This window comes from Pseudomonas sp. REP124, assembly GCF_020164475.1.
Classification (GTDB): domain Bacteria; phylum Pseudomonadota; class Gammaproteobacteria; order Pseudomonadales; family Pseudomonadaceae; genus Aquipseudomonas.
The window spans coordinates 1-22,145 of sequence record NZ_JAIQWX010000006.1 but is presented as its reverse complement, the minus strand read 5'-3'; the positions used below and the strand labels follow the sequence as shown (position 1 = coordinate 22,145).

Sequence of the window (22,145 nt, the reverse complement as noted above, 5' to 3'; positions counted from 1 at the left end):
CGCGCGACTGACGCACACTCCTCTAGCAAATCAAGGACGCAGTCTAGCGGCTGCGCACACATGATATGGAAATGGTATCAGCCTTCTGATGAAGCATTACCGTCAGGGGTCACTTCCCCTGCCTGCTTTTCCAGTTGTCGCAAACGTCGCGCGATGTCATCGAGCTGACGGATACGTGCCGCGCTTTTGCGCCACTCGGCTGCCGGCTGCATCGCCGTACCGGAAGAATAGGCACCCGGCTCGGTGATCGAGTGGGTCACCATGGTCATCCCGGTGATAAATACGTTGTCGCAAATATCGATATGCCCCACCAGGCCGACACCGCCGGCAAGCATGCAGTGCTTGCCGATTTTGGTGCTGCCGGAGATACCCACGCAGGCCGCCATGGCCGTGTGATCACCGATCTGAACGTTGTGGGCGATCTGGATCTGGTTATCGAGCTTCACGCCGTTGCCGATGATGGTATCAGCCAGCGCACCGCGGTCGATGGCGGTATTCACGCCAATCTCCACGTCATCACCGACCAGGACGCCACCAATCTGCGCAATCTTCTGCCAGATACCTTTTTCGTTGGCGAATCCGAAACCTTCCCCACCCAATACGGCGCCGGACTGAATGACCACCCGCTTGCCGACGCGTACGTCGTGATACAGGGTCACCCGTGGAGCGAGCCAGCCGCCTTCACCGATGGTGCTGCGTGCGCCGATGAAGCAATGCGCGCCGATGGTGGCACCCGCTGCGATCTGCGCCCCGCTTTCGATGACGACAAAAGCGCCGATGCTCGCTGCAGGATCGACCACGGCATCCGCCGCAATCACCGCTGTGGGGTGAATGCCGGCAGCCGCCTTGGGCTTCGGATCGAACAGATGGGATACCCGCGCGTAGGCCGCGTACGGATCAGGTACGACCAGCACATTACCGGCAAAACCTTCGGCGTCGGCGGCCTTGAGCAACAAGGCTGCGGCCTGGCTGCCTGCCAGATACTTTCGGTATTGGGGATTTGCGAGAAAGCTCAACTGAGCTGGGCCAGCCTCCTGCAAGGTGGCTAGCCCAGTGATTGCCTTCTCGGGGTCGCCACGCAGGGTGGCGCCGAGGAACTCGGCCAATTGGCCGAGTTTAATGGTCGCTGTCATGGATTACTTCAGCTGATTCATGCGCTCGATAACCTGGCGCGTGATGTCGTACTGAGGCTTGACATCAATCACTGCGCCACGCTCGAAGACCAGGTCAAAAGCACCTTTCTTGATGACTTCTTCAACAGCGCTGTCCAGTTTCGGCTTGAGCTGCTTGAGCATTTCACGGTCGGCAACGGCTTTGGCTTCGTTCAGTTCCTTGGACTGGAACTGGAAGTCACGGGCCTTTTGCTTGAACTCGAGCTCCAGACGCTCACGCTCGCCTTGCTGCATCTTGTCGCCACCGGCCATCAGGCGGTCCTGAATACCCTTGGCGCTGCTTTCCAGAGTCTTGAGCTTGGTCAGTTGAGGACCGAACTTTTTCTCTGCATCCACGGCGTATTTCTTGGCCGCATCGGATTCCAGCAGGGCCATCTGATAGTTCAGAACGGCGATTTTCATATCGGCGAACGCCGGACCTGCTACCAGTACGGAAGCCAGGAGAACCAATTGAGTCAACTTACGCACGATGCACTCCTACAAAATCCATTGTCGTTATCTTGGGTCAGACGCTTAGAACGTCTGACCGAGGGAGAATTGGAACACTTGAGTTTCAGCGTCATCCGGTTTCTTGACCGGCATGGCCAACGCGAAACTCAGAGGACCCAGTGCGGTGACCCAGGTCACACCCACACCGACGGAACTGGCCATGTTGCTCAAGCTGATGTCGTTGCACTTGGTGTTGGACTTCGTGCCGTCAGCGTTTGTGGTATCCGAGCAGGACGAGTCGAACACGTTACCCACATCCCAGAATACCGAAGTACGCAGGGAACGCTGATCCTTGACGAACGGCAGCGGGAACAGAACTTCAACACCACCCTGGATCAGAACGTTACCACCGAACGGCAGCGGATCCTGGTCCGGGTCGAACTGGGTGCCAGGGTTCTTGCCGGTACTTGGCGTACTGCGAGGACCCAGGGTGCTGTCCTTGAAGCCACGAACCGAGTTGAAACCACCCGCGAAATAGTTTTCGTAGAATGGCAGGCCGTCGGTTGAACCGTAACCATCACCATAGCCCAACTCTGTGTGCAGGCGCATGGTGTAGTTTTCGCTCAGAGGCTGGAACAACTGACCACGGTAGTCGAGCTTGAAGAACGACAGGTCGCTGCCCGGGGTCGTGGTTTCCAGAACCAGGCTCTGGGAATGGCCACGGGTTGCCAGCACGCCCTTGTTCAGGGTGGACTCGGACCAGCCGGCCGACGCCTTGAAGTTCAGGTACTGATCGCCTTCCTTGTTAACGAAGTCGAAGATCTCGTCAACGGTGTAGATACCGGTATTGATCTTGTCCTGCTGTGCAGTCAGGCCGAAGGTCAGACGCGAAGTCTCGCTGATCGGATAACCGACGCTCACGCCCGCACCCAGGCTGTCTACGGCATAGCTTGCTACGTCGACGTCGAGGTCTTTGTAGTCGGTGGTGCGGTAGAAGGCGTTGTAACCCAGGCTCACGCCATCAGCGGTCCAGTAGGGGTCTACATAACCGAAGTTGTAGCGGCTCTGGTATTCGCTTCGGGTCAGACCGATGCTGACCTTGTTACCGGTACCGAGGAAGTTGTTCTGGGTGATCGAACCACCGAGGATCAGACCGGCGCTCTGGGCAAAACCGACGCTGGCGGTGATCGAACCGGAGGCCTGCTCTTCCACGCTGTAGTTCACGTCAACCTGGTCGTCGACACCCGGTACGGCCGGGGTTTCTACGTTTACTTCCTTGAAGAAGCCCAGACGCTCCAGACGGGTCTTGGACTGGTCGATCAGGTAGGTCGAAGCCCAGCCGCCTTCCATCTGACGCATTTCACGACGCAGCACTTCGTCTTCGGACTTGGTGTTGCCACGGAAGTTGATGCGGTTGACGTAGGCACGCTTGCCCGGATCGACAGCGAAGGTAATGTCTACGGTGTGATCGTCATCGTGAGGCTGCGGCACGCCATTGACGTTGGCGAAGGTGTAACCCTCGTTACCCAGACGACGGGTGATCAGTTCGGAGGTGGTGGTCATCAGCTTGCGCGAGAACACCTGGCCTTTCTGTACCAGCAGCAGGGACTTGACCTGGTCTTCCGGCACTTTCAGGTCACCGCTCAGCTTGACGTCACGTACGGTGTACTTGTCGCCTTCGTTGATGTTGACGGTGATGTAGACGTGTTTCTTGTCCGGAGTGATGGACACCTGGGTCGAAGCGATATCCATGTTGATATAGCCACGGTCCAGGTAGTAGGAACGCAGACGCTCCAGGTCACCGGAGAGTTTTTCACGAGCATACTTGTCGTCGTTCTTGAAGAACGAGAGCCAGTTGGTCGTCTTGAGCTCGAACAGGTCGATGAGATCTTCATCAGGGAAGACGGTGTTGCCCACCACGTTGATGTGCTGGATAGCGGCAACGGTGCCTTCGTTGATGTTGACCTTCAGTCCAACGCGGTTGCGCGGCTGAGGCACCACTTCGGTGTCGACGGTTGCGGAGTAACGGCCCTGGGCAACGTACTGGCGCTGCAGCTCGTTACGAACACCTTCGAGGGTGGCGCGCTGGAAGATCTCGCCTTCGGCCAGACCGGATTGCTTGAGGCCTTTCATCAGGTCTTCAGTGGAGATCGCCTTGTTGCCTTCGATCTCGATACTGGCAACCGACGGACGCTCGACTACCGTAATGACAAGAACGTTGCCATCACGACCCAGCTGGATATCTTGAAAGAAACCGGTTTTGAACAATGCACGAGTGGCTTCCACCAGGCGATGATCATCCGCCTGTTCACCGACGTTGAGCGGCAAAGCACCAAAGACGCTACCCGCGGAGACCCGCTGGAGGCCATTGACGCGAATATCAGAGATAGTGAAGGACTCGGCGTGAACTTCGGCGATCATCAATACGGTGAGAACCGCAGTTAGCAGCAGACGTTTCATGAAGTCCTTTCTTATTCCAACTGGCAATAAACAAACTGCCGCAAAATGCGGCAGATTCGCAATTCAGCGACGTTACAGACGGCCTAGATCATTGACCAGAGCGAGAAGCATCACTCCAACCACCAAACTGATACCGATCTGTATCCCCCAACCTTGCACCCGATCCGACAAGGGACGACCACGCGCCCACTCAATCAGATAAAACAACAAATGCCCCCCATCCAGCACAGGAATGGGCAGCAAATTCAGAACCCCCAGGCTAATACTCAGATAAGCAAGGAAATTCAGGAAATCAGCGACACCCGACTGGGCCGAAGCGCCCGCCACTTTAGCAATGGTTATCGGTCCACTCAAGTTTTTTACCGAGAGCTCGCCGAACAACATTTTCTTCAATGAATCGAGAGTCAGCAGGCTCATGGTCCAGGTACGTTGAGCCCCCTCGCCAATCGCAGCCAAAGGACCGTAACTGACCTCGCGAACCATTTCCGGCGGCCAATCCACCGCTTTCACCCCTGCCCCCAGGTAACCGCTCGGTGCCTTTTTCTCGCCGCGCGAAGCGAGCATCACAGGGACGTCGATTTGAGCAGCATCGCGCTCGATACGCAGCAGGATTTTGGTATCAGGACGCATACGGACGGTATCGACCACCTGCTGCCAGTCATCCAGCGCCTTGCCATCAAGGGCCAGCAGGCGATCGCCCGTCTTCAACCCGGCAGCCGCCGCGGGACCTTTCGGATCAAGCTCGGCCAGGACCGGCGGTAATGCCGGACGCCAAGGACGAATACCCAGCGAACGAGTCGGATCCGGCTCGTCAGCACCCTTGAGCCATTTATCCAGTGCCAGTTCACGCGGTGAATCGACCGTAGACCCTTGCTCACGCACCGACACCTGCAAGGTACCGCTCTCACCAAGTCGACGGACCAGTTGCAGATTCACCGAGGACCAGCCGGTGGTCGGCTCACCATCGATCGAAACGATTTCCTGTCCCGCGCTCAATCCCGCCTTCGCGGCAATACTGCCGGACTCAACAGCACCGATGACAGGACGCACCTGCTGACTGCCGAGCATGGCCAGCACCCAGAAGAAGACGAGAGCCAGGAGGAAGTTTGCAATCGGTCCGGCCGCCACGATGGCGATGCGCTGACGAACCGATTTGCGATTGAAGGATTGTTCGACCTGATCCGCCGGAACTTCGCCCTCACGCTCATCGAGCATCTTCACGTAGCCGCCCAGCGGAATGGCCGCCACTACGAACTCGGTGCCCTGCTTGTCGTGCCAGCGCAACAACGGCATGCCGAAGCCCACGGAGAAACGCAGCACTTTGACCCCACAGCGACGCGCGACCCAGAAATGGCCGAACTCGTGGAAGGTAACCAGCACACCCAGTGCAACCAGGGTGCCGACAATCATATAGAGTGCGCTCATCTACTTTCTCCGCATTCCAGTCAGGTGCCGCAAGGGCCAACGCATTGCAGCACTTACCGCTCGTGACGACTCAACCATTGCCCGGCCAGCTCGCGGGCCTTGGCATCGGCGGTGAACACCGCGTCGAGATCGTCTACAGCCACTACAGGCTCAAGATTCAATACTTCTTCGATGATACTCGCGATTTCCGGGTAACGAACCCGTCCGTCGAGAAACGCAGCAACAGCGACTTCATTTGCCGCGTTGAGCATCGCCGGGGCACTGTTGCCCGCCTCGGCTGCCTGTCGCGCAAGGCGCAAGCAAGGGAAACGTTCTTCATCCGGCGCCTCGAAGTCCAGACGGGCGATGGCAAACAGGTCCAGCGGCGGCACGCCCGAATCGATTCGTTCAGGCCACGCCAAGGCATTGGCGATCGGCGTACGCATGTCCGGGTTGCCCAACTGGGCCAATACCGAGCCATCGACGTAGTCGACCAGGGAATGAATCACGCTTTGCGGATGAATTACCACTTCAACCTGGGACGGCTTGGCATCAAACAGCCAGCAAGCCTCGATCAACTCCAGGCCTTTATTCATCATGCTGGCGGAGTCGACCGAAATCTTGCGTCCCATGGACCAATTGGGGTGGGCACAGGCCTGTTCAGGCGAGACATGCGCCAGCTCCGCCAGTGGCGTTTGCCGGAACGGGCCGCCGGAGGCCGTCAGCAAAATCCGACGCACGCCGACCGCACCCAGACCACGGGCGAAATCCTGTGGCATGCACTGGAAAATCGCGTTGTGTTCGCTGTCGATCGGCAACAATACCGAGCCACTCTTGCGCACAGCCTGCATGAACAAGGCGCCGGACATCACCAGCGCCTCTTTGTTGGCCAAGAGGATTTTCTTGCCCGCCTCGACGGCCGCCAGCGTCGGACGCAAGCCCGCCGCGCCAACGATAGCCGCCATCACTGCATCGACCTCAGGGTCGGCAGCCACCTGGCACAGTCCTTCTTCACCTACCAGTACACGGGTCGGCAAGCCGGCTGCACGCAAATCATCCTGCAAACCACGAGCGGCGGCGACTTCAGGCACCACGGCGAACCGCGGCACGTGCCGTACGCACAGCGCCAGCAGTTCACTCAAGCGGGAAAAACCGCTCAGGGCGAAGACTTGATAACGATCGGGATGACGCGCGATGACATCGAGGGTACTCAGACCGATCGAACCGGTCGCCCCCAGAACGGTAATCTGCTGAGGGCGGCTCACGGTGCGGCCATCCACAACAGTACGGCAAACACGGGAATGGCTGCGGTCAGGCTGTCGATCCGGTCCAGCACGCCGCCGTGGCCGGGCAGCAGATTACTGCTGTCCTTGATCCCGGACTGACGCTTGAACATGCTTTCGGTCAGATCACCGACCACCGAGACGAACACGATCAGCGCAGCGCCAATCAGACCCTTGAACAGTTCAGCAACAGTCCAGTCCCGGAAAAATCCGACGAGCACGGTGATGACCAGACTCAGTGCCAGACCACCGTAAACGCCTTCCCAGCTTTTGCCTGGGCTGACCTGCGGCGCCAGCTTGCGCTTGCCGAAAGCCCGACCGGAAAAATAGGCGCCGATGTCGGCACCCCAGACCAGCACCATCACCGCCATGATCAGCCAGTTGCCCAGAGGCTGCTGCTTGATCTGCACCAGACCTTGCCAGGCCGGCAACAGGATCAGCAAACCGATGACCAGCTTGCAGACCGCACTGGACCAGTGTTCGCTGGAGCGCGGATAGGTCAGCACCAGGTACGTCGCCACGGCCCACCAGAGTACCGAGGCGCCGAGCACCCACGGCGCGAGCCCGGGCATGATGTACATGATGAACAGCAACAACGCGACCACCGCGGCAAAACCGACGCGGAAGGATTGTGCAGTGAACCCTGCCAGACGCGCCCACTCCCAGGCACCGAGGGTCACGACCAGCCCGATGAACATGGCGAAGCCGGAGCCTTCGAGCAGGAAAAACCCGCCCAGGGCGATCGGCAACAGGATCAGCGCGGTGATGATTCGTTGTTTAAGCATTAAACCCGGGCTCCAGCCTCGACCTGCTCGCTCGTTTTACCGAAGCGACGCTGGCGGGATGCAAAATCGGCCAGTGCGTTACGCATGGCGTCGTGTTTGAAGTCCGGCCAGAACAGGTCGGAGAAGTACAACTCGGCATAAGCCAGTTGCCACAGCAGGAAGTTACTGATGCGGTGCTCGCCACCGGTGCGAATGCACAGGTCCGGCAACGGCAGATCACCGGTTGCCAGGCAGGTCTGCAGCAGGTCCGGAGTGATGTCTTCCGGACGCAGATGCCCGGCCTGGACTTCACGGGCCAGCCGCTGGGCGGCCTGCGCGATATCCCACTGACCGCCGTAGTTGGCGGCGATCTGCAGGACGAAACGATTGGCGCCGGCAGTCATGGCCTCGGCTTCACGCATGGCAGCCTGAAGCTCGGGATGAAAGCGCGAACGATCGCCAATGATGCGCAGACTGATGTTGTTCTCATTCAGCCGCTTGGCCTCACGACGCAATGCCTTGAAGAACAGATCCATCAAGGCACTGACCTCATCGGCCGGGCGCTGCCAGTTCTCACTGGAGAACGCGAACAGGGTCAAGACCTCGACCCCGGACTCGGCACACACCTCGATGACCGCACGAACAGCGTCCACACCCGCTTTATGCCCGGCTACACCCGGCATAAAGCGTTTTTTCGCCCAGCGATTATTGCCATCCATGATGATCGCGACATGGCGCGGCACCGCGGACGGCGCAATCTGCTTGCTCTTGTCCATTAACACGTGACCCTTATACGGCCATCAGGTCTTTTTCTTTCTGCGCCAGATCGGCGTCGATTTTGGCCACGAACTTTTTGGTCAAATCATCGATTTCGCCCGTTGCGCGGCGCTCTTCGTCTTCACTGATTTCCTTTTCCTTGACCAGGTCCTTCAGCTGGCTGTTGGCGTCGCGGCGGATGTTGCGCACGGCAACACGAGCATCTTCAGCCACATCACGAGCCTGCTTGGTGAAGCCCTTGCGGGTTTCTTCGGTCAGGGCCGGCATGGAGATCAGCAGCAACTCGCCCAGGTTGGTCGGGTTCAGGTTCAGACCGGCACTGCCGATGGCCTTGTCGACCGCGCCCAGCATGTTGCGCTCGAACGCAACGACTTGCAGGGTACGGGCGTCTTTAACGGTGATGTTCGCCACCTGTTTGATCGGGGTGTCAGAACCGTAGTACGGCACCATCACGCCTTCCAGAATGCTTGGGTGCGCCTGGCCGGTACGAATGCGACCGAAGTTGTGCGCCAGCGATTCCACCGACTTCTGCATGCGCTCTTGAGCGTCTTTCTTGATTTCGTTGATCATTGTTGAACTTCCTCGATCAGGGTGCCTTCAGCGCCGCCATGTACGATGTTCAGCAGGGCGCCTGGTTTGTTCATGTTAAATACGCGCAGCGGCATTTTGTGGTCGCGGCACAGGCAAATGGCCGTCAGATCCATCACACCCAGCTTGCGATCCAGTACTTCATCGTAGGTCAGATGATCGAACTTCTCGGCATGCGGGTCTTTGAACGGGTCGGCAGTGTAGACGCCATCGACCTTGGTTGCCTTGAGCACGACATCGGCGTCGATTTCGATGGCACGCAGGCAGGCAGCCGAATCGGTGGTGAAGAACGGGTTGCCGGTACCAGCCGCGAAAATCACGACTTCCTTGGAGTTCAGGTGACGCATGGCCTTGCGACGATCATAGTGATCGGTCACGCCAACCATGGAAATGGCCGACATCACGATCGCGGAGATATTGGCACGTTCCAGCGCATCACGCATGGCCAGGCCGTTCATCACAGTGGCCAGCATGCCCATGTGGTCGCCGGTGACACGGTCCATGCCGGCCGCGCTCAGCGCCGCACCGCGGAACAGGTTGCCACCACCGATAACCAGACCGACCTGAACGCCGATGCCAACCAGTTGACCGACTTCCAGCGCCATGCGATCCAGAACTTTCGGATCGATCCCGAACTCTTCCGAGCCCATCAGGGCCTCGCCGCTAAGTTTGAGTAGAATGCGTTTATAGCGAGCCTGATAGCCACTGCCCTGCTGAGCCATTGCGAATCTCTCCTGCGGCGTATATTAAAAAATTCTTTGCGAGCTGTTTTCAGCCAGCGTTCACTCTAGCGTGGCGCTGCTTCAGCGCCATCGGAACATGGCTTTGTAAGCCAGTTCCAAACGGAAACCAAATAAAAAATTGGTGCCCCATCTGAAAAGAGGCTGCGCGCGTGAGCGGGCAGCCTCTTCAGGGCGACAGTTTAAAAAACCGTCTTATTGCTTGGCAGCAGCCAGTTGAGCAGCAACTTCTTCAGCGAAGTTGTCAACTGGCTTCTCGATGCCTTCGCCAACCTTGAAGTAGGTGAAGGAAACGATTTCAGCGCCGGCTTTCTTGGCCAGAGCACCAACGGTCAGCTCTGGGTTCATCACGAAAGCCTGCTCAACAAGGCTGGCTTCGGCCAGGAACTTGGTGATACGACCAGCGATCATCTTCTCGACGATTTCAGCTGGCTTGCCTTTCATCTTGTCTTCGTTCAGCTGCAGGAATACAGCTTTCTCGCGCTCGATGGCTTCTGGCGAAACCTGCGATGGCAGCAGGAACTCAGGGTTGCTTGCAGCCACGTGCATGGCGATTTCTTTGGCCAGCTGGACGTCGCCGCCCTTCAGGACAACAGCAACACCGATCTTGTTACCGTGCAGATAGGTACCAACCACGTCACCTTCAACGCGAACCAGGCGACGGATGTTGACGTTTTCGCCAACTTTGGCAACCAGGGCTTCACGAGCCGATTCCTGAGCGGCGATCAGCGGAGCTGCGTCGGTCAGTTTTTCAGCGAAAGCTTTTTCAACGCTGGCGTTGACGAAGTTTTTGAAGTCGTCTTGCAGAGCCAGGAAGTCGGTCTGCGAGTTCACTTCCAGCAGCACGGCTGCCTTGTCGTCGGCCTTGATGGCGATAGCGCCTTCAGCGGCAACGTTGCCAGCCTTTTTAGCAGCCTTGATGGCGCCCGAAGCACGCATGTCATCAATTGCTTTTTCGATGTCGCCGCCGGCCTTTTCCAGGGCCTTTTTGCAATCCATCATGCCTTCGCCGGTACGCTCGCGCAGTTCTTTGACCAGCGCCGCAGTAATTGCTGCCATTTCAAATTCCTCTTGGATAGGTTTTCAACCATTCCACCCGATCGAACGGGCGTTCAATTCTTCCCGAAAGACCTTGTTAGCTGCCGCACGTTACAAATAAGGCAGTGGGCACCGACAAACGGTTTTCAAGGTGGCAAAAAGGGGGCCAAGCCCCCTTTTTGCTTACTGAGTCAACGCCAGGGCGTCAATTACTCAGCTGCAGCTGCCGGAGCTTCTTCAACGAAAACTTCGGTGCCGCCGGAAACGTTGTTGCGACCACGGATAACAGCGTCAGCCATCGAACCCATGTACAGCTCGATTGCGCGGATGGCGTCATCGTTACCTGGGATGATGTAGTCAACGCCTTCCGGGCTGCTGTTGGTATCGACTACGCCGATGACCGGGATACCCAGCTTGTTGGCTTCGGTGATCGCGATGCGCTCGTGGTCAACGTCGATAACGAACAGAGCGTCTGGCAGACCGCCCATGTCCTTGATACCACCGAGGGAACGATCCAGCTTTTCCAGGTCACGGGAGCGCATCAGCGCTTCTTTCTTGGTCAGCTTGGCGAAAGTACCGTCTTCGGCTTGCACTTCAAGGTCACGCAGACGCTTGATGGAAGCACGGATGGTTTTGAAGTTGGTCAGCATGCCGCCCAACCAGCGGTGATCGACGTACGGCGAGCCGCAACGTGCTGCTTGTTCAGCAACGATCTTGCCAGCGGAACGCTTGGTGCCGACGAACAGAATCTTGTTTTTGCCCTGGGCCAGACGCTCTACGAAAGTCAGAGCTTCGTTGAACATTGGCAGGGTTTTTTCAAGGTTGATGATGTGGATCTTGTTACGCGCGCCGAAAATGTACTTGCCCATTTTCGGGTTCCAGTAACGGGTCTGGTGACCGAAGTGCACACCGGCCTTCAGCATATCGCGCATGTTGACTTGGGACATGATAGTTCCTTAATAAGTCGGGTTTGGCCTCCACGTATCCCAATGACCAACCAGTCAGCATCAGCTGAAGGCACCCAGGTCATCGTGTCGACACGTGTGTGGATTTAAGCCTCTCGGGGGTATCCCCGGAAAGCGGCGCATTTTATATCACAGGGCCGAAAAAAACGGAACCCGGAATATGAAATCCAGCCGCACGCGGCGCTGAGCCCTTGGAATCCGCCGCGAATGCACCATTCTATAGAGAGAAGCGATGTACAGAGGCGCGGTTTTGCGCTGATCGTCTGTTAGAATCGCGTTTTTCAGGGCTGCGAAGTTCGATCGCGCAATGCCCTTCAAGTTCGAGAAGCGCCGTCGAGCGCAGAGAGAGAGCCTGTATGACCGTCACCCTCAAAACCCCCGAGGACATCGCCAAAATGCGCGTTGCCGGCAAACTCGCCGCCGACGTGCTGGAAATGATTGCCGAACATGTCAAACCGGGCGTGACCACCGATCAGCTGAACCAGATCTGCCACGACTATATCGTCAACGAGCAGAAAGCCATCCCTGCCCCGCTCAACTACAAGGGTTACCCGAAGTCGATCTGCACGTCGATCAACCATGTGGTCTGCCACGGCATCCCGAACGATAAACCGTTGAAGGATGGCGATACCCTGAACATCGACATCACCGTCATCAAGGACGGCTACCACGGCGACACCAGCCGCATGTTCCACGTCGGCACCGTGCCGGTCTGGGCCGAACGCCTGTCGCAAGTCACTCAGGAATGCATGTACAAGGCCATCGAGCTGGTCAAGCCCGGCTGCCGCCTGGGCGATATCGGCGAAGTGATCCAGAAGCACGCCGAGAAGAATGGTTTCTCGGTGGTTCGCGAGTTCTGCGGTCACGGTATCGGCAAGGTCTTCCACGAAGAGCCGCAAGTCCTGCACTACGGCCGCGCCGGTACCGGCATGGAACTGAAGGCCGGCATGACTTTCACCATCGAGCCGATGATCAACCAGGGCCGTGCCGACACCAAGGTATTGGGCGATGGCTGGACCGCGATCACCAAGGACCGCAAGCTGTCGGCCCAGTGGGAACACACCCTGCTGGTGACCGAAACCGGTTACGAGATCTTCACCCTGCGCAGCGACGACACCATTCCCCGCGTTTCTGCCTGACCCGGACCCACAGCCTTTTATAGACAGGAAAGCCAATCGATGCCGCAGGTGGACCCCGAACTCTTCGACCGCGGCCAGTTCCAGGCCGAGCTGGCCCTGAAGGCAAGCCCGATTTCGGCTTTCAAGAAGGCGATCCGTCAGGCACGGGAAGTGCTCGACACGCGCTTTCGCAACGGCCGCGACATTCGTCGATTGATCGAGGATCGCGCCTGGTTCGTCGACAACATCCTGCAAAAGGCCTGGGACCAGTTCAACTGGAGCCAAGACGCCGACATCGCGCTGGTCGCGGTCGGCGGCTACGGCCGTGGCGAGCTGCACCCCTACTCCGACATCGATCTGCTGATCCTGCTGGACAGCGCCGACCACGAAGTTTTCCGCGATTCCATCGAGCGTTTTCTGACGCTGTTGTGGGATATCGGCCTGGAAGTCGGTCAGAGCGTTCGCTCCGTCGATGAATGCGCCATCGAGGCCCGCGCCGACCTGACGGTGATCACCAACCTGATGGAAAGCCGCACCATCGCCGGCCCCGAACACCTGCGCCAGCGCATGCTGGATGTCACCAGCACGGCGCACATGTGGCCGAGCAAGGAGTTCTTCCTCGCCAAGCACGCCGAACAGAAGGCCCGCCATCACAAGTATTTCGACACCGAATACAACCTGGAGCCCAACGTCAAAGGCTCGCCCGGCGGCCTGCGGGATATCCAGACGATTCTCTGGGTAGCCCGTCGCGAGTACGGCACCCTGAATCTGCGGGCACTGGCCGGCGAAGGTTTCCTGGTCGAAAGTGAAAACGCCCTGCTCGCCTCGTCTCAGGAATTCCTGTGGAAAGTGCGCTATGCCCTGCACATGCTGGCCGGGCGCTGTGAAGACCGCCTGTTGTTTGATCACCAGCGCACTATCGCCAAGCTGCTGGGGTTCGAAGGCGACGACGCCAAACAGGCCGTCGAAAACTTCATGCAGCAGTATTACCGGGTGGTCATGAGCATCGCCCAGCTCAGCGACCTGATCATCCAGCACTTCGAGGAAGTCATCCTCGCCCCGGAAGACGAGGCGCCGCCACAGCCGATCAACTCGCGCTTCCAGCTCCACGACGGCTATATCGAAGCGCGCAGCGACAACGTGTTCCGCCGCACGCCGTTTGCCATGCTGGAAATCTTCGTGCTGATGGCCCAGCAGCCGGAAATCAAAGGCGTACGTGCCGACACCATTCGCCTGTTGCGGGAAAATCGCCACCTGATCGACGACGATTTCCGCAATGACATCCGCAACACCAGCCTGTTCATCGAACTGTTCAAGTGCAAGATCGGTATTCACCGCAACCTGCGCCGGATGAACCGTTACGGCATTCTCGGCCGCTACTTGCCAGAGTTCGGCTTCATCGTCGGACAGATGCAGCACGACCTGTTCCACATCTATACCGTCGATGCGCACACCCTGAACCTGATCAAACACCTGCGTAAGCTGCAGTACACCCAGGTGTCGGAAAAATTCCCGCTGGCCAGCAAGCTCATGGGCAAGCTGCCCAAGCCGGAATTGATCTATCTGGCCGGCCTGTACCACGACATCGGCAAGGGCCGGCATGGCGACCACTCGGAAATCGGTGCGGTGGACGCCGAAGCGTTCTGCCAGCGCCATCAGCTCCCGGTCTGGGACAGCCGTCTGATCGTCTGGCTGGTGCAGAACCATCTGGTGATGTCGACCACCGCCCAGCGCAAGGACTTGTCCGACCCGCAGGTGATCCACGACTTCGCCCAGATCGTCGGCGACGAAACTCACCTCGATTACCTGTACGTGCTGACCGTCTCCGATATCAACGCCACCAACCCGACGCTATGGAACTCCTGGCGCGCCAGCCTGCTGCGCCAGCTGTACACCGAAACCAAGCGCGCGCTGCGTCGCGGCCTGGAAAACCCCGTGGACCGCGAAGAGCAGATCCGCCAGACCCAGAGCGCGGCCCTGGATATCCTGGCCCGCGGCGGTACCGACCCGGACGATGTCGAGCAGTTGTGGTCGCAATTGGGCGATGACTATTTCCTGCGTCACACCGCCGGCGATGTCGCCTGGCACACCGATGCGATCCTGCAGCAGCCGGCCGACGGCGGGCCGCTGGTGCTGATCAAGGAAACCACTCAACGGGAGTTCGAGGGCGGCACGCAGATCTTCATCTATGCCCCGGACCAGCACGACTTCTTCGCCGTGACCGTGGCCGCGATGGACCAGCTCAACCTGAACATTCACGACGCGCGGGTCATCACCTCCAGCAGCCAGTTCACCCTCGACACCTACATCGTGCTCGATACCGACGGCGACTCGATCGGCGATAACCCGGCACGGGTCAAGCAGATCCGCGACGGCCTGACCGAAGCCCTGCGCAACCCGGACGACTACCCGACCATCATTCAGCGTCGGGTGCCGCGCCAGCTCAAGCATTTCGCCTTCGCGCCGCAGGTGACGATCCACAACGATGCGCAGCGCCCGGTGACCATCCTGGAACTGACCGCCCCCGACCGCCCGGGCCTGCTGGCGCGGGTCGGGGGAATCTTCCTGGAGTTCGACCTGTCACTGCAGAACGCCAAGATCGCCACCTTGGGCGAACGCGTGGAAGACGTGTTCTTCATCACCGACGCCAACAACCAGCCGTTGTCCGACCCGCTGCTGTGCAGCCGCCTGCAGGATGCGATCGTCGAGCAACTGAGCGTCAATATGGAACCGGATATCAAACTGTCGCGCATCAGTATCTGACTTAACATTTCTCCCTGTGGGAACAGATCCCTGTGGCGAGGGGGATTGCCCCCGCTGGGTCGCGAAGCGGCCCCAAAACCAGGCAGCGCGGTGCATCAGATGCATCTCGCATGCTGGTTTCACGGCCGCTTCGCAGCCGAACGGGGGCAAGCCCCCTCGCCACAAAGACTGTCCCGCTTTAAATGAGGCCCCCATGAACAACGCTTTGTCCCAGTTGCAGCCCTACCCGTTCGAGAAACTCCGCGCCCTGCTCGGCAGCGTCACGCCCAATCCGGACAAGCGTCCGATCGCGCTGTCCATCGGCGAGCCGAAACACCGCTCGCCGACTTTCGTCGCCGAAGCCTTGGCCAGCAATCTGGAAAAGATGGCGGTGTACCCGACCACCCTCGGCATTCCGGAGCTGCGTGAGTCGATCGCTGCCTGGTGCGAGCGTCGTTTCAATGTTCCGAGCGGCTGGATCGATCCGGCGCGCAACGTGCTGCCGGTCAACGGCACCCGCGAAGCACTGTTCGCGTTCACCCAGACCGTGGTTAACCGTGGTGACGACGCGCTGATCGTCAGCCCGAACCCGTTCTATCAGATCTACGAAGGTGCGGCGTTCCTCGCCGGCGCCCAGCCGCACTACCTGCCGTGCCTGGACGAAAACGGCTTCAACCCGGATTTCGATGCGGTTTCGCCGGACATCTGGAAACGCTGCCAGATCCTGTTCCTGTGCTCGCCGGGCAACCCGACCGGTGCGCTGATCCCGGTCGAGACCCTGAAAAAGCTGATCGCCCTGGCCGACGAGCATGACTTCGTGATCGCCGCGGACGAGTGCTACAGCGAGCTCTATTTCGACGAACAAACCCCGCCGCCGGGCCTGCTCAGCGCCTGCGCGGAACTGGGTCGCAAGGACTTCAAGCGCTGCGTGGTGTTCCACAGCCTGTCCAAGCGCTCCAACCTGCCGGGCCTGCGTTCGGGCTTTGTCGCCGGTGACGCGGACATCCTCAAGGGTTTCCTGCTCTATCGCACCTACCACGGCTGCGCGATGCCGGTTCAGACGCAGTTGGCCAGCGTTGCCGCGTGGAACGACGAAGTGCATGTACGCGCCAACCGTGCGCTGTATCGCGAGAAGTTCGATGCGGTACTGGAAATCCTCAGCCCGGTGCTGGACGTGCAACGCCCGGACGGCAGCTTCTACCTGTGGCCGAACGTGGCCGGTGACGACGCCGCCTTCTGCCGCGATCTGTTCGAACAGGAGCACGTGACCGTGGTGCCGGGCTCCTACCTGTCCCGGGATGTCGATGGCGTGAACCCGGGTGCCGGGCGTGTGCGTATGGCGCTGGTTGCGCCGTTGGCGGAGTGCGTGGAAGCAGCGGAGCGCATCCGCGACTTCATCCAGCGCCGTAAATAACTCCGCTTCTCCTGTAGGAGCGAGCACGCTCGCGATGGTCGCCAACGATAACGCTGGCGGCCTGACACCCCGCGGTGTTCTGTCGTTCATCGCGAGCGTGCTCGCTCCTACAGGGGGACGTGTTATTTCACCTGCCCCAGCTTCGCCTCGCTCAAATCCAGCTCCCCCAACACCTCTCGCAACACATCATCACCAATCTGGTGATGCCGGCTAAGGCTGTACAACTCCAGACGCTGCGCCCGTAGCGCCTTCAACCGCAGTCGCCGTTCCAGCAGATCCATCTGAAACGCCAGGGCCTGGGCTTCGGCGGAGTCGTTGAACACGTCCAGCTGATGCCGGTACTCGGACATGATCTGTGCCTTGAGTTCAGCCGCCAACGCTGCCTGAGCCGCATCCTGCGGATTGACCTCTTCGGTTTCCAGGGCGTGAATCGCCGCCTCCGCCGTCTTGCGCCAGGCCTCTCGCACTTCGTTGCGGCGCTTGTCGTCGGGACTTGTCTCGATGCCGCGCAGCAGCAACGGCAAGACGATGCACGCCGCGATCAACGACAGCAGGATCACCCCGGCAGCGATAAAGATCAGCAGATCACGTTCGGGAAAGGCACTGGCGCCCATCAGCATCGGCACCGACATCACACCCGCCAAAGTCACCGCACCGCGCACGCCGCCGACGGTCAGCAGCCAGCAGGAGCGCGCGTTCGGCACCTGGGTGATGTCTTCCTTTCCACGCCAGCGCCGCACAAAAATGGACAGGCGCCAGGTGCTTTGTACCCAGACAAACCGCAACACCAGCAACACCAGAAAGATCGCCAGCACGTCGAAGCCGCGATACAGCAGTGTCGGCCACAGTGAATCTTCGTGGCTGGCTACCGCTTTAATGATGTCGGGTAGTTGCAAACCGAGGAGGAGAAAGATCAGGCCATTGAAGGCAAATTCGAGCAATGACCAGACGCTGCGATTGAGCAGACGGGTATTGGTCTGGCGCGGCAGCAGGTCGAGCCAGCTCTGCATCATCCCCGCCGCCACCGCTGAGAGAATGCCCGATGCGCCCACGCGCTCTGCCAGCACGTAAGCGGCAAACGGCAATAGCAACATGAATACCACGTGGGTGGCCGGATCGTCCCAACCCCGGGCGATCATCCAGAAACGCAAACGCCCGACAAGCCAGCTCAGGGCCACACCGATGGCCAGCCCGCCGACGGCCACCAACACAAAAGTCATGCTGGCATTGGTCAGGGAGAACACGCCGGTCACCGCTGCCACCAGCGCAAACTTGAAGGTCACCAGGCCCGAGGCATCGTTCATCAACGCCTCGCCCTGCAACATGTGCATCAGCGGCGTGGGCAGGCGGTTCTGGGCGATCGCGGACACCGCCACGGCGTCGGTCGGCGACAACACGGCCGCCAGGGCAAAGGCCACCGGCAGCGGAATGCTCGGCAACAGCCAGTGAATGAAATAGCCGGCACCGACCACGGTAAACAGCACCAACCCCACCGCCAGCGTCAGGATCGGCCCGCGCAGTCGCCAGAACTCGCGCTTGGGCATGCGCCAGCCATCGGAAAACAGCAGCGGCGGCAGAAACAGAAATAGAAACAATTCAGGGTCCAGCGCCACATGCAGCCCCAGCGTCGGCCAGGCGAGCAAGGCGCCTGCGGCGATTTGCACCAGCGGCAACGGCAGCGGCACCACCCGTCCGATCAGGCGCGAAACGCCCACCAGCATCAAGAGGATCAGGACGGTGTAAGCGGTTTGCATAAAGCGGAGTTCCCCGGACGATCGACAGCGTTGAAGTGCCATATTAGACGCATAGACTGCGCAAGCCCCTTGCACCTATGTCGCACACGGCAACCCAGTAACAACATATTACCTGTGGGAGCGGGCTTGCTCGCGAAGGCGGCGTGTCAGTCAACATCCTTTTCACTGATCCACCGCATTCGCGAGCAAGCCCGCTCCCACAGGTAAAACGGAGGCAATTCGACCTGGAGCGCCGCGAAACCATCCGGTCATGGCATAATCCGTCACCTTTTTTCTCCAGCACCTGTAAAGGGGGCGATTCCTTGACCGTTTCAAGCAAAACGTTGCACCTTTTCGGCATCAAAGCCTGCGACACCATGAAGAAGGCGCGCACCTGGCTCGATGAACACGCTGTCAGCTATGACTTTCATGATTACAAGGCGGTCGGCATCGACCGTGAACACCTGACCCAATGGTGCAACGAGCACGGCTGGGAAACGGTGTTGAACCGTGCAGGCACGACCTTTCGCAAGCTCGACGACGAACGCAAAGCCGATCTCGACCAGTCGAAAGCCATCGAACTGATGCTCGCGCAACCCTCGATGATCAAGCGCCCGGTGCTCGATCTCGGTGACCGAACCCTGATTGGCTTCAAGCCAGATATCTACGCGGCCGCGCTCAAGTAAGCAGCCCGTTTAAATTTTTAGAGGTATCAACATGTCCACTACTCTGTTCAGCCTGGCCTTCGGTGTCGGCACTCAAAACCGTCAAGGCGCATGGCTGGAAGTGTTCTACGCACAGCCACTGCTTAACCCTTCGGCCGAGCTGGTCGCCGCCATTGCCCCGATCCTGGGCTACAGCGAAGGCAACCAGGCCATCACATTCACCAACGCTCAGGCTGCGCAACTGGCTGAAGTGGTCAAAGGCGTCGACGCTGCCCAGGCTGCCCTGCTGACCCGTCTGGCCGAGAGCCACAAGCCGCTGGTCGCCACCCTGCTGGCCGAAGACGCCCAGCTGTCGTCGACCCCGGAGGCGTACCTCAAGCTGCACCTGCTGTCCCACCGTCTGGTCAAGCCGCACGGCCTGAACCTGGCCGGCATCTTCCCGCTGCTGCCGAACGTGGCTTGGACCAGCCAGGGCGCGGTAGACCTGAGCGAATTGGCCGAACTGCAACTTGAAGCCCGCCTGCGCGGTGACCTGCTGGAAGTGTTCTCGGTGGACAAGTTCCCGAAAATGACCGACTACGTGGTTCCGGCCGGCGTGCGTATCGCTGATGCGGCACGGCTGCGCCTGGGCGCCTACGTGGGCGAAGGCACTACCGTGATGCACGAAGGTTTCATCAACTTCAACGCCGGCACCGAAGGCCCGGGCATGATCGAAGGCCGCGTTTCGGCGGGCGTCTTCGTCGGCAAGGGTTCGGACCTGGGCGGCGGCTGCTCGACCATGGGCACCCTGTCGGGCGGCGGCAACATCGTGATCAAGGTCGGCGAAGGCTGCCTGATCGGCGCCAACGCCGGTATCGGCATCCCGCTGGGCGACCGCAACACCGTTGAATCGGGCCTGTACGTGACCGCTGGCACCAAAGTGGCGCTGCTGGACGAGAACAACCAGCTGGTCAAAGTGGTCAAGGCTCGCGAACTGGCCGGTCAGACCGACCTGCTGTTCCGCCGCAATTCGGAAACCGGCGCCGTGGAATGCAAGACCCACAAGTCGGCCATCGAACTGAACGAAGCGCTGCACGCTCACAACTAAGCGTCACGCGATCACCGCCGTACCTGTAGGAGCGAGCATGCTCGCGATGGATTCAAGAACACCGCTGGCATCCAGACTGCCAGCGTTATCGTTAACGACCATCGCGAGCATGCTCGCTCCTACAGTACAGGGTGATGCGCACACCCGGCAGGGCTGCATAGCATGATGATTCTCTCCCCCTGGCGCGCCGACTTTCCGGCCATCGCCGCGCTGCAACGGCAAGCCCAGACCTATCTGGACAACGCCGCCACCACGCAAAAACCCCAAGCCCTGCTCGACGCCCTGGCGCATTACTACGCCAATGGCGCCGCCAACGTGCATCGCGCGCAACACCTGCCCGGCGCCCACGCCACCCAGGCGTTCGAAGACAGCCGGCGCAAGGCCGCGCAATGGCTCAATGCCGGTGATTGCGGGCAAATCATCTTTACCCACGGCGCGACGTCTGCGCTGAACCTCTTGGCCTATGGCCTGGAATCTCTATTCCAACCGGGCGATGAACTTGTCATCAGCGCCCTGGAGCATCACGCCAACCTGCTGCCCTGGCAGCAATTGGCGCATCGTCGCGACCTGAAACTGGTGGTGCTGCCGCTGGATGCCGATGGCGTGATCGACCTCCACGCAGCGAGCCAATTGATCGGCCCGCGCACCCGTCTGCTGGCGGTCAGCCAGTTGTCCAACGTGATCGGTGCCTGGCAACCGCTGCCCGCGCTGCTGGCGATGGCCAAGGCCCATGGCGCGCTGACCGTCATCGATGGTGCCCAGGGCGTGGTCCATGGCCGTCATGACGTGCAGGCGCTGGGTTGCGACTTCTATGTGTTTTCCAGCCACAAGCTCTACGGCCCCGATGGCCTGGGCGTGCTGTTCGGGCGCAACGAAGCCCTGCAGCAACTGCGCCCCTGGCAGTTCGGCGGCGAGATGGTGCTGGACGCCAACTACCACGACGCACGCTTTCGTCCGGCGCCGCTGGGTTTCGAGGCGGGCACTCCGCCGGTTTCCAGCGTCATCGGCCTGGGCGCGACCCTGGATTACCTGAGCAATCTGGATCAACACGCCGTGTCCGCCCATGAAGCGGCGCTGCATGACTGCCTGCTCAAGGGTCTGCAATCACGCACCGGCGTTCGCCTGCTGGGCAAGCCGCAGGTGGCGCTGGCCAGTTTTACCGTCGAGGGTGTGCATAACTCGGATCTGGCGCATCTGCTGACCGAGCAAGGCATTGCCGTACGCGCCGGTCACCACTGCGCCATGCCGCTGCTCAAAAGCTATGAGCTGGCCGGGGCGATTCGGGTTTCGCTGGCGTTGTACAACGATTCCGAAGACCTGGAGCGCTTCTTCAGCGCGCTGGATCAGGCGCTGGAGCTGCTGCGATGAATCTGCCTGCCGACGCCGTGACTGCGCTGGAAGCCTTTCAGAACCTGCCGGGCTGGGAGCAACGGGCGCGCCTGCTGATGCAGTGGGGCGAGCGCCTGCCGGCGTTGAGTGATGTGGATAAAGTCGACGCCAACCGCGTGCATGGCTGCGAAAGCCAGGTGTGGCTGATGGGCGAGTTGCAGGACGGCCACTGGCAGTTTCGGGCCAATAGCGATGCGCGGTTGATTCGTGGGCTGGTGGCGTTGCTGCTGGCGCGGGTCAATGGGCTGTCGGCGGCTGAGTTGCAGCAGGTGGATTTGCCGGGGTGGTTCGAGCAGCTTGGGCTGTCACGGCAGTTGTCGCCGTCGCGCAGTAATGGCTTGAATGCCGTGCTTGAGCGGATGCGCGAACTGGCCGCT

Annotated in this window: 19 protein-coding genes; 7 read left to right on the top strand and 12 right to left on the bottom strand. The window is 59.9% G+C overall.

The genetic code is table 11. The annotated features are described in order from the left end of the window. Nucleotides 1-77 precede the first annotated feature (77 nt). The 11 genes from lpxD to rpsB all read right to left on the bottom strand — a co-directional run bounded on the left by lpxD (nt 78) and on the right by rpsB (nt 11,602). Nucleotides 78-1,133, bottom strand: a complete 1,056-nt coding sequence (gene lpxD, locus K9857_RS02800; protein WP_224533387.1) for a UDP-3-O-(3-hydroxymyristoyl)glucosamine N-acyltransferase — start codon at nt 1,131-1,133, stop codon at nt 78-80. Nucleotides 1,134-1,136: 3 nt separating this feature from the next. Beyond that, nucleotides 1,137-1,640, bottom strand: a complete 504-nt coding sequence (locus tag K9857_RS02795) for an OmpH family outer membrane protein (RefSeq protein ID WP_007990260.1) — start codon at nt 1,638-1,640, stop codon at nt 1,137-1,139. A gap of 45 nt (nt 1,641-1,685) precedes the next feature. Further along, the gene (gene bamA / locus K9857_RS02790) at nt 1,686-4,061 is read right to left on the bottom strand and encodes an outer membrane protein assembly factor BamA (protein WP_224533386.1); all 2,376 of its coding nucleotides are present in this window, start codon (nt 4,059-4,061) and stop codon (nt 1,686-1,688) included. 72 nt (nt 4,062-4,133) lie between these two features. Next, a complete protein-coding gene (gene rseP / locus K9857_RS02785) occupies nt 4,134-5,486 on the bottom strand; it encodes a sigma E protease regulator RseP (protein WP_224533385.1) in 1,353 nt (450 codons plus the stop codon). Nucleotides 5,487-5,539: 53 nt separating this feature from the next. Then, a complete protein-coding gene (ispC, locus tag K9857_RS02780) occupies nt 5,540-6,730 on the bottom strand; it encodes a 1-deoxy-D-xylulose-5-phosphate reductoisomerase (RefSeq protein ID WP_224533384.1) in 1,191 nt (396 codons plus the stop codon). Then, entirely contained in the window at nt 6,727-7,533 is an 807-nt protein-coding gene (locus tag K9857_RS02775; protein WP_224533383.1) for a phosphatidate cytidylyltransferase, read from the bottom strand. Before K9857_RS02775 ends, ispC begins: the two co-directional genes overlap by 4 nt. After that, on the bottom strand, nt 7,533-8,288 hold the full coding sequence (uppS, locus tag K9857_RS02770) for a polyprenyl diphosphate synthase (RefSeq protein ID WP_175375066.1): 756 nt from the start codon (nt 8,286-8,288) through the stop codon (nt 7,533-7,535). The genes K9857_RS02775 and uppS overlap by 1 nt, the downstream gene beginning before the upstream one ends. A gap of 13 nt (nt 8,289-8,301) precedes the next feature. Next, nucleotides 8,302-8,859 carry a ribosome recycling factor gene (gene frr / locus K9857_RS02765; RefSeq protein WP_008000041.1) on the bottom strand — a complete coding sequence of 186 codons (558 nt, stop codon included), beginning with the start codon at nt 8,857-8,859 and terminating at the stop codon, nt 8,302-8,304. Next, nucleotides 8,856-9,599, bottom strand: coding sequence for a UMP kinase (gene pyrH / locus K9857_RS02760; RefSeq protein WP_224533382.1), 744 nt, complete (start codon nt 9,597-9,599; stop codon nt 8,856-8,858). Before pyrH ends, frr begins: the two co-directional genes overlap by 4 nt. Before the next feature lie 213 nt (nt 9,600-9,812). Continuing rightward, nucleotides 9,813-10,676, bottom strand: a complete 864-nt coding sequence (gene tsf, locus K9857_RS02755; protein WP_224533381.1) for a translation elongation factor Ts — start codon at nt 10,674-10,676, stop codon at nt 9,813-9,815. Nucleotides 10,677-10,864: 188 nt separating this feature from the next. Further along, nucleotides 10,865-11,602: a 30S ribosomal protein S2 gene (gene rpsB / locus K9857_RS02750; protein WP_224533380.1), complete on the bottom strand. Its 738-nt coding sequence runs from the start codon at nt 11,600-11,602 to the stop codon at nt 10,865-10,867. 317 nt (nt 11,603-11,919) lie between these two features. Here rpsB and map point away from each other — a divergent pair, with 317 nt between their 5' ends. From map to dapC, 3 genes are all read left to right on the top strand, one after another. Further along, nucleotides 11,920-12,759, top strand: a complete 840-nt coding sequence (gene map / locus K9857_RS02745) for a type I methionyl aminopeptidase (RefSeq protein WP_224533438.1) — start codon at nt 11,920-11,922, stop codon at nt 12,757-12,759. Between the two features lie 39 nt (nt 12,760-12,798). After that, the gene (locus K9857_RS02740) at nt 12,799-15,501 is read left to right on the top strand and encodes a [protein-PII] uridylyltransferase (RefSeq protein ID WP_224533379.1); all 2,703 of its coding nucleotides are present in this window, start codon (nt 12,799-12,801) and stop codon (nt 15,499-15,501) included. Nucleotides 15,502-15,694: 193 nt separating this feature from the next. After that, nucleotides 15,695-16,894 (top strand): succinyldiaminopimelate transaminase, encoded by a 1,200-nt coding sequence (gene dapC / locus K9857_RS02735; RefSeq protein WP_224533378.1) that lies wholly within the window; start codon nt 15,695-15,697, stop codon nt 16,892-16,894. Between the two features lie 122 nt (nt 16,895-17,016). On the opposite strand, the gene K9857_RS02730 is transcribed toward dapC, so the two are convergent. After that, nucleotides 17,017-18,648 (bottom strand): Na+/H+ antiporter, encoded by a 1,632-nt coding sequence (locus tag K9857_RS02730; protein WP_224533377.1) that lies wholly within the window; start codon nt 18,646-18,648, stop codon nt 17,017-17,019. A gap of 302 nt (nt 18,649-18,950) precedes the next feature. Here K9857_RS02730 and K9857_RS02725 point away from each other — a divergent pair, with 302 nt between their 5' ends. The 4 genes from K9857_RS02725 to K9857_RS02710 all read left to right on the top strand — a co-directional run. After that, entirely contained in the window at nt 18,951-19,313 is a 363-nt protein-coding gene (locus tag K9857_RS02725) for an ArsC family reductase (protein ID WP_224533376.1), read from the top strand. Nucleotides 19,314-19,344: 31 nt separating this feature from the next. Then, nucleotides 19,345-20,379 carry a 2,3,4,5-tetrahydropyridine-2,6-dicarboxylate N-succinyltransferase gene (dapD, locus tag K9857_RS02720; protein WP_224533375.1) on the top strand — a complete coding sequence of 345 codons (1,035 nt, stop codon included), beginning with the start codon at nt 19,345-19,347 and terminating at the stop codon, nt 20,377-20,379. Nucleotides 20,380-20,541: 162 nt separating this feature from the next. Further along, nucleotides 20,542-21,747 (top strand): aminotransferase class V-fold PLP-dependent enzyme, encoded by a 1,206-nt coding sequence (locus tag K9857_RS02715; protein WP_224533374.1) that lies wholly within the window; start codon nt 20,542-20,544, stop codon nt 21,745-21,747. Further along, nucleotides 21,744-22,145: SufE family protein (locus K9857_RS02710; protein ID WP_224533373.1), on the top strand; the 402-nt coding region annotated here is incomplete at its 3' end. The genes K9857_RS02715 and K9857_RS02710, both read left to right, overlap by 4 nt.

Coding starts and splice junctions, on each gene's coding strand:
- lpxD (WP_224533387.1), bottom strand. CDS start 1,133: ATGACAGCGACCATTAAACTCGGCCAATTGGCCGAGTTCCTCGGCGCC.
- bamA (WP_224533386.1), bottom strand. CDS start 4,061: ATGAAACGTCTGCTGCTAACTGCGGTTCTCACCGTATTGATGATCGCC.
- rseP (WP_224533385.1), bottom strand. CDS start 5,486: ATGAGCGCACTCTATATGATTGTCGGCACCCTGGTTGCACTGGGTGTG.
- K9857_RS02775 (WP_224533383.1), bottom strand. CDS start 7,533: ATGCTTAAACAACGAATCATCACCGCGCTGATCCTGTTGCCGATCGCC.
- uppS (WP_175375066.1), bottom strand. CDS start 8,288: ATGGACAAGAGCAAGCAGATTGCGCCGTCCGCGGTGCCGCGCCATGTC.
- frr (WP_008000041.1), bottom strand. CDS start 8,859: ATGATCAACGAAATCAAGAAAGACGCTCAAGAGCGCATGCAGAAGTCG.
- pyrH (WP_224533382.1), bottom strand. CDS start 9,599: ATGGCTCAGCAGGGCAGTGGCTATCAGGCTCGCTATAAACGCATTCTA.
- tsf (WP_224533381.1), bottom strand. CDS start 10,676: ATGGCAGCAATTACTGCGGCGCTGGTCAAAGAACTGCGCGAGCGTACC.
- rpsB (WP_224533380.1), bottom strand. CDS start 11,602: ATGTCCCAAGTCAACATGCGCGATATGCTGAAGGCCGGTGTGCACTTC.
- K9857_RS02740 (WP_224533379.1), top strand. CDS start 12,799: ATGCCGCAGGTGGACCCCGAACTCTTCGACCGCGGCCAGTTCCAGGCC.
- dapC (WP_224533378.1), top strand. CDS start 15,695: ATGAACAACGCTTTGTCCCAGTTGCAGCCCTACCCGTTCGAGAAACTC.
- K9857_RS02730 (WP_224533377.1), bottom strand. CDS start 18,648: ATGCAAACCGCTTACACCGTCCTGATCCTCTTGATGCTGGTGGGCGTT.
- dapD (WP_224533375.1), top strand. CDS start 19,345: ATGTCCACTACTCTGTTCAGCCTGGCCTTCGGTGTCGGCACTCAAAAC.
- K9857_RS02715 (WP_224533374.1), top strand. CDS start 20,542: ATGATGATTCTCTCCCCCTGGCGCGCCGACTTTCCGGCCATCGCCGCG.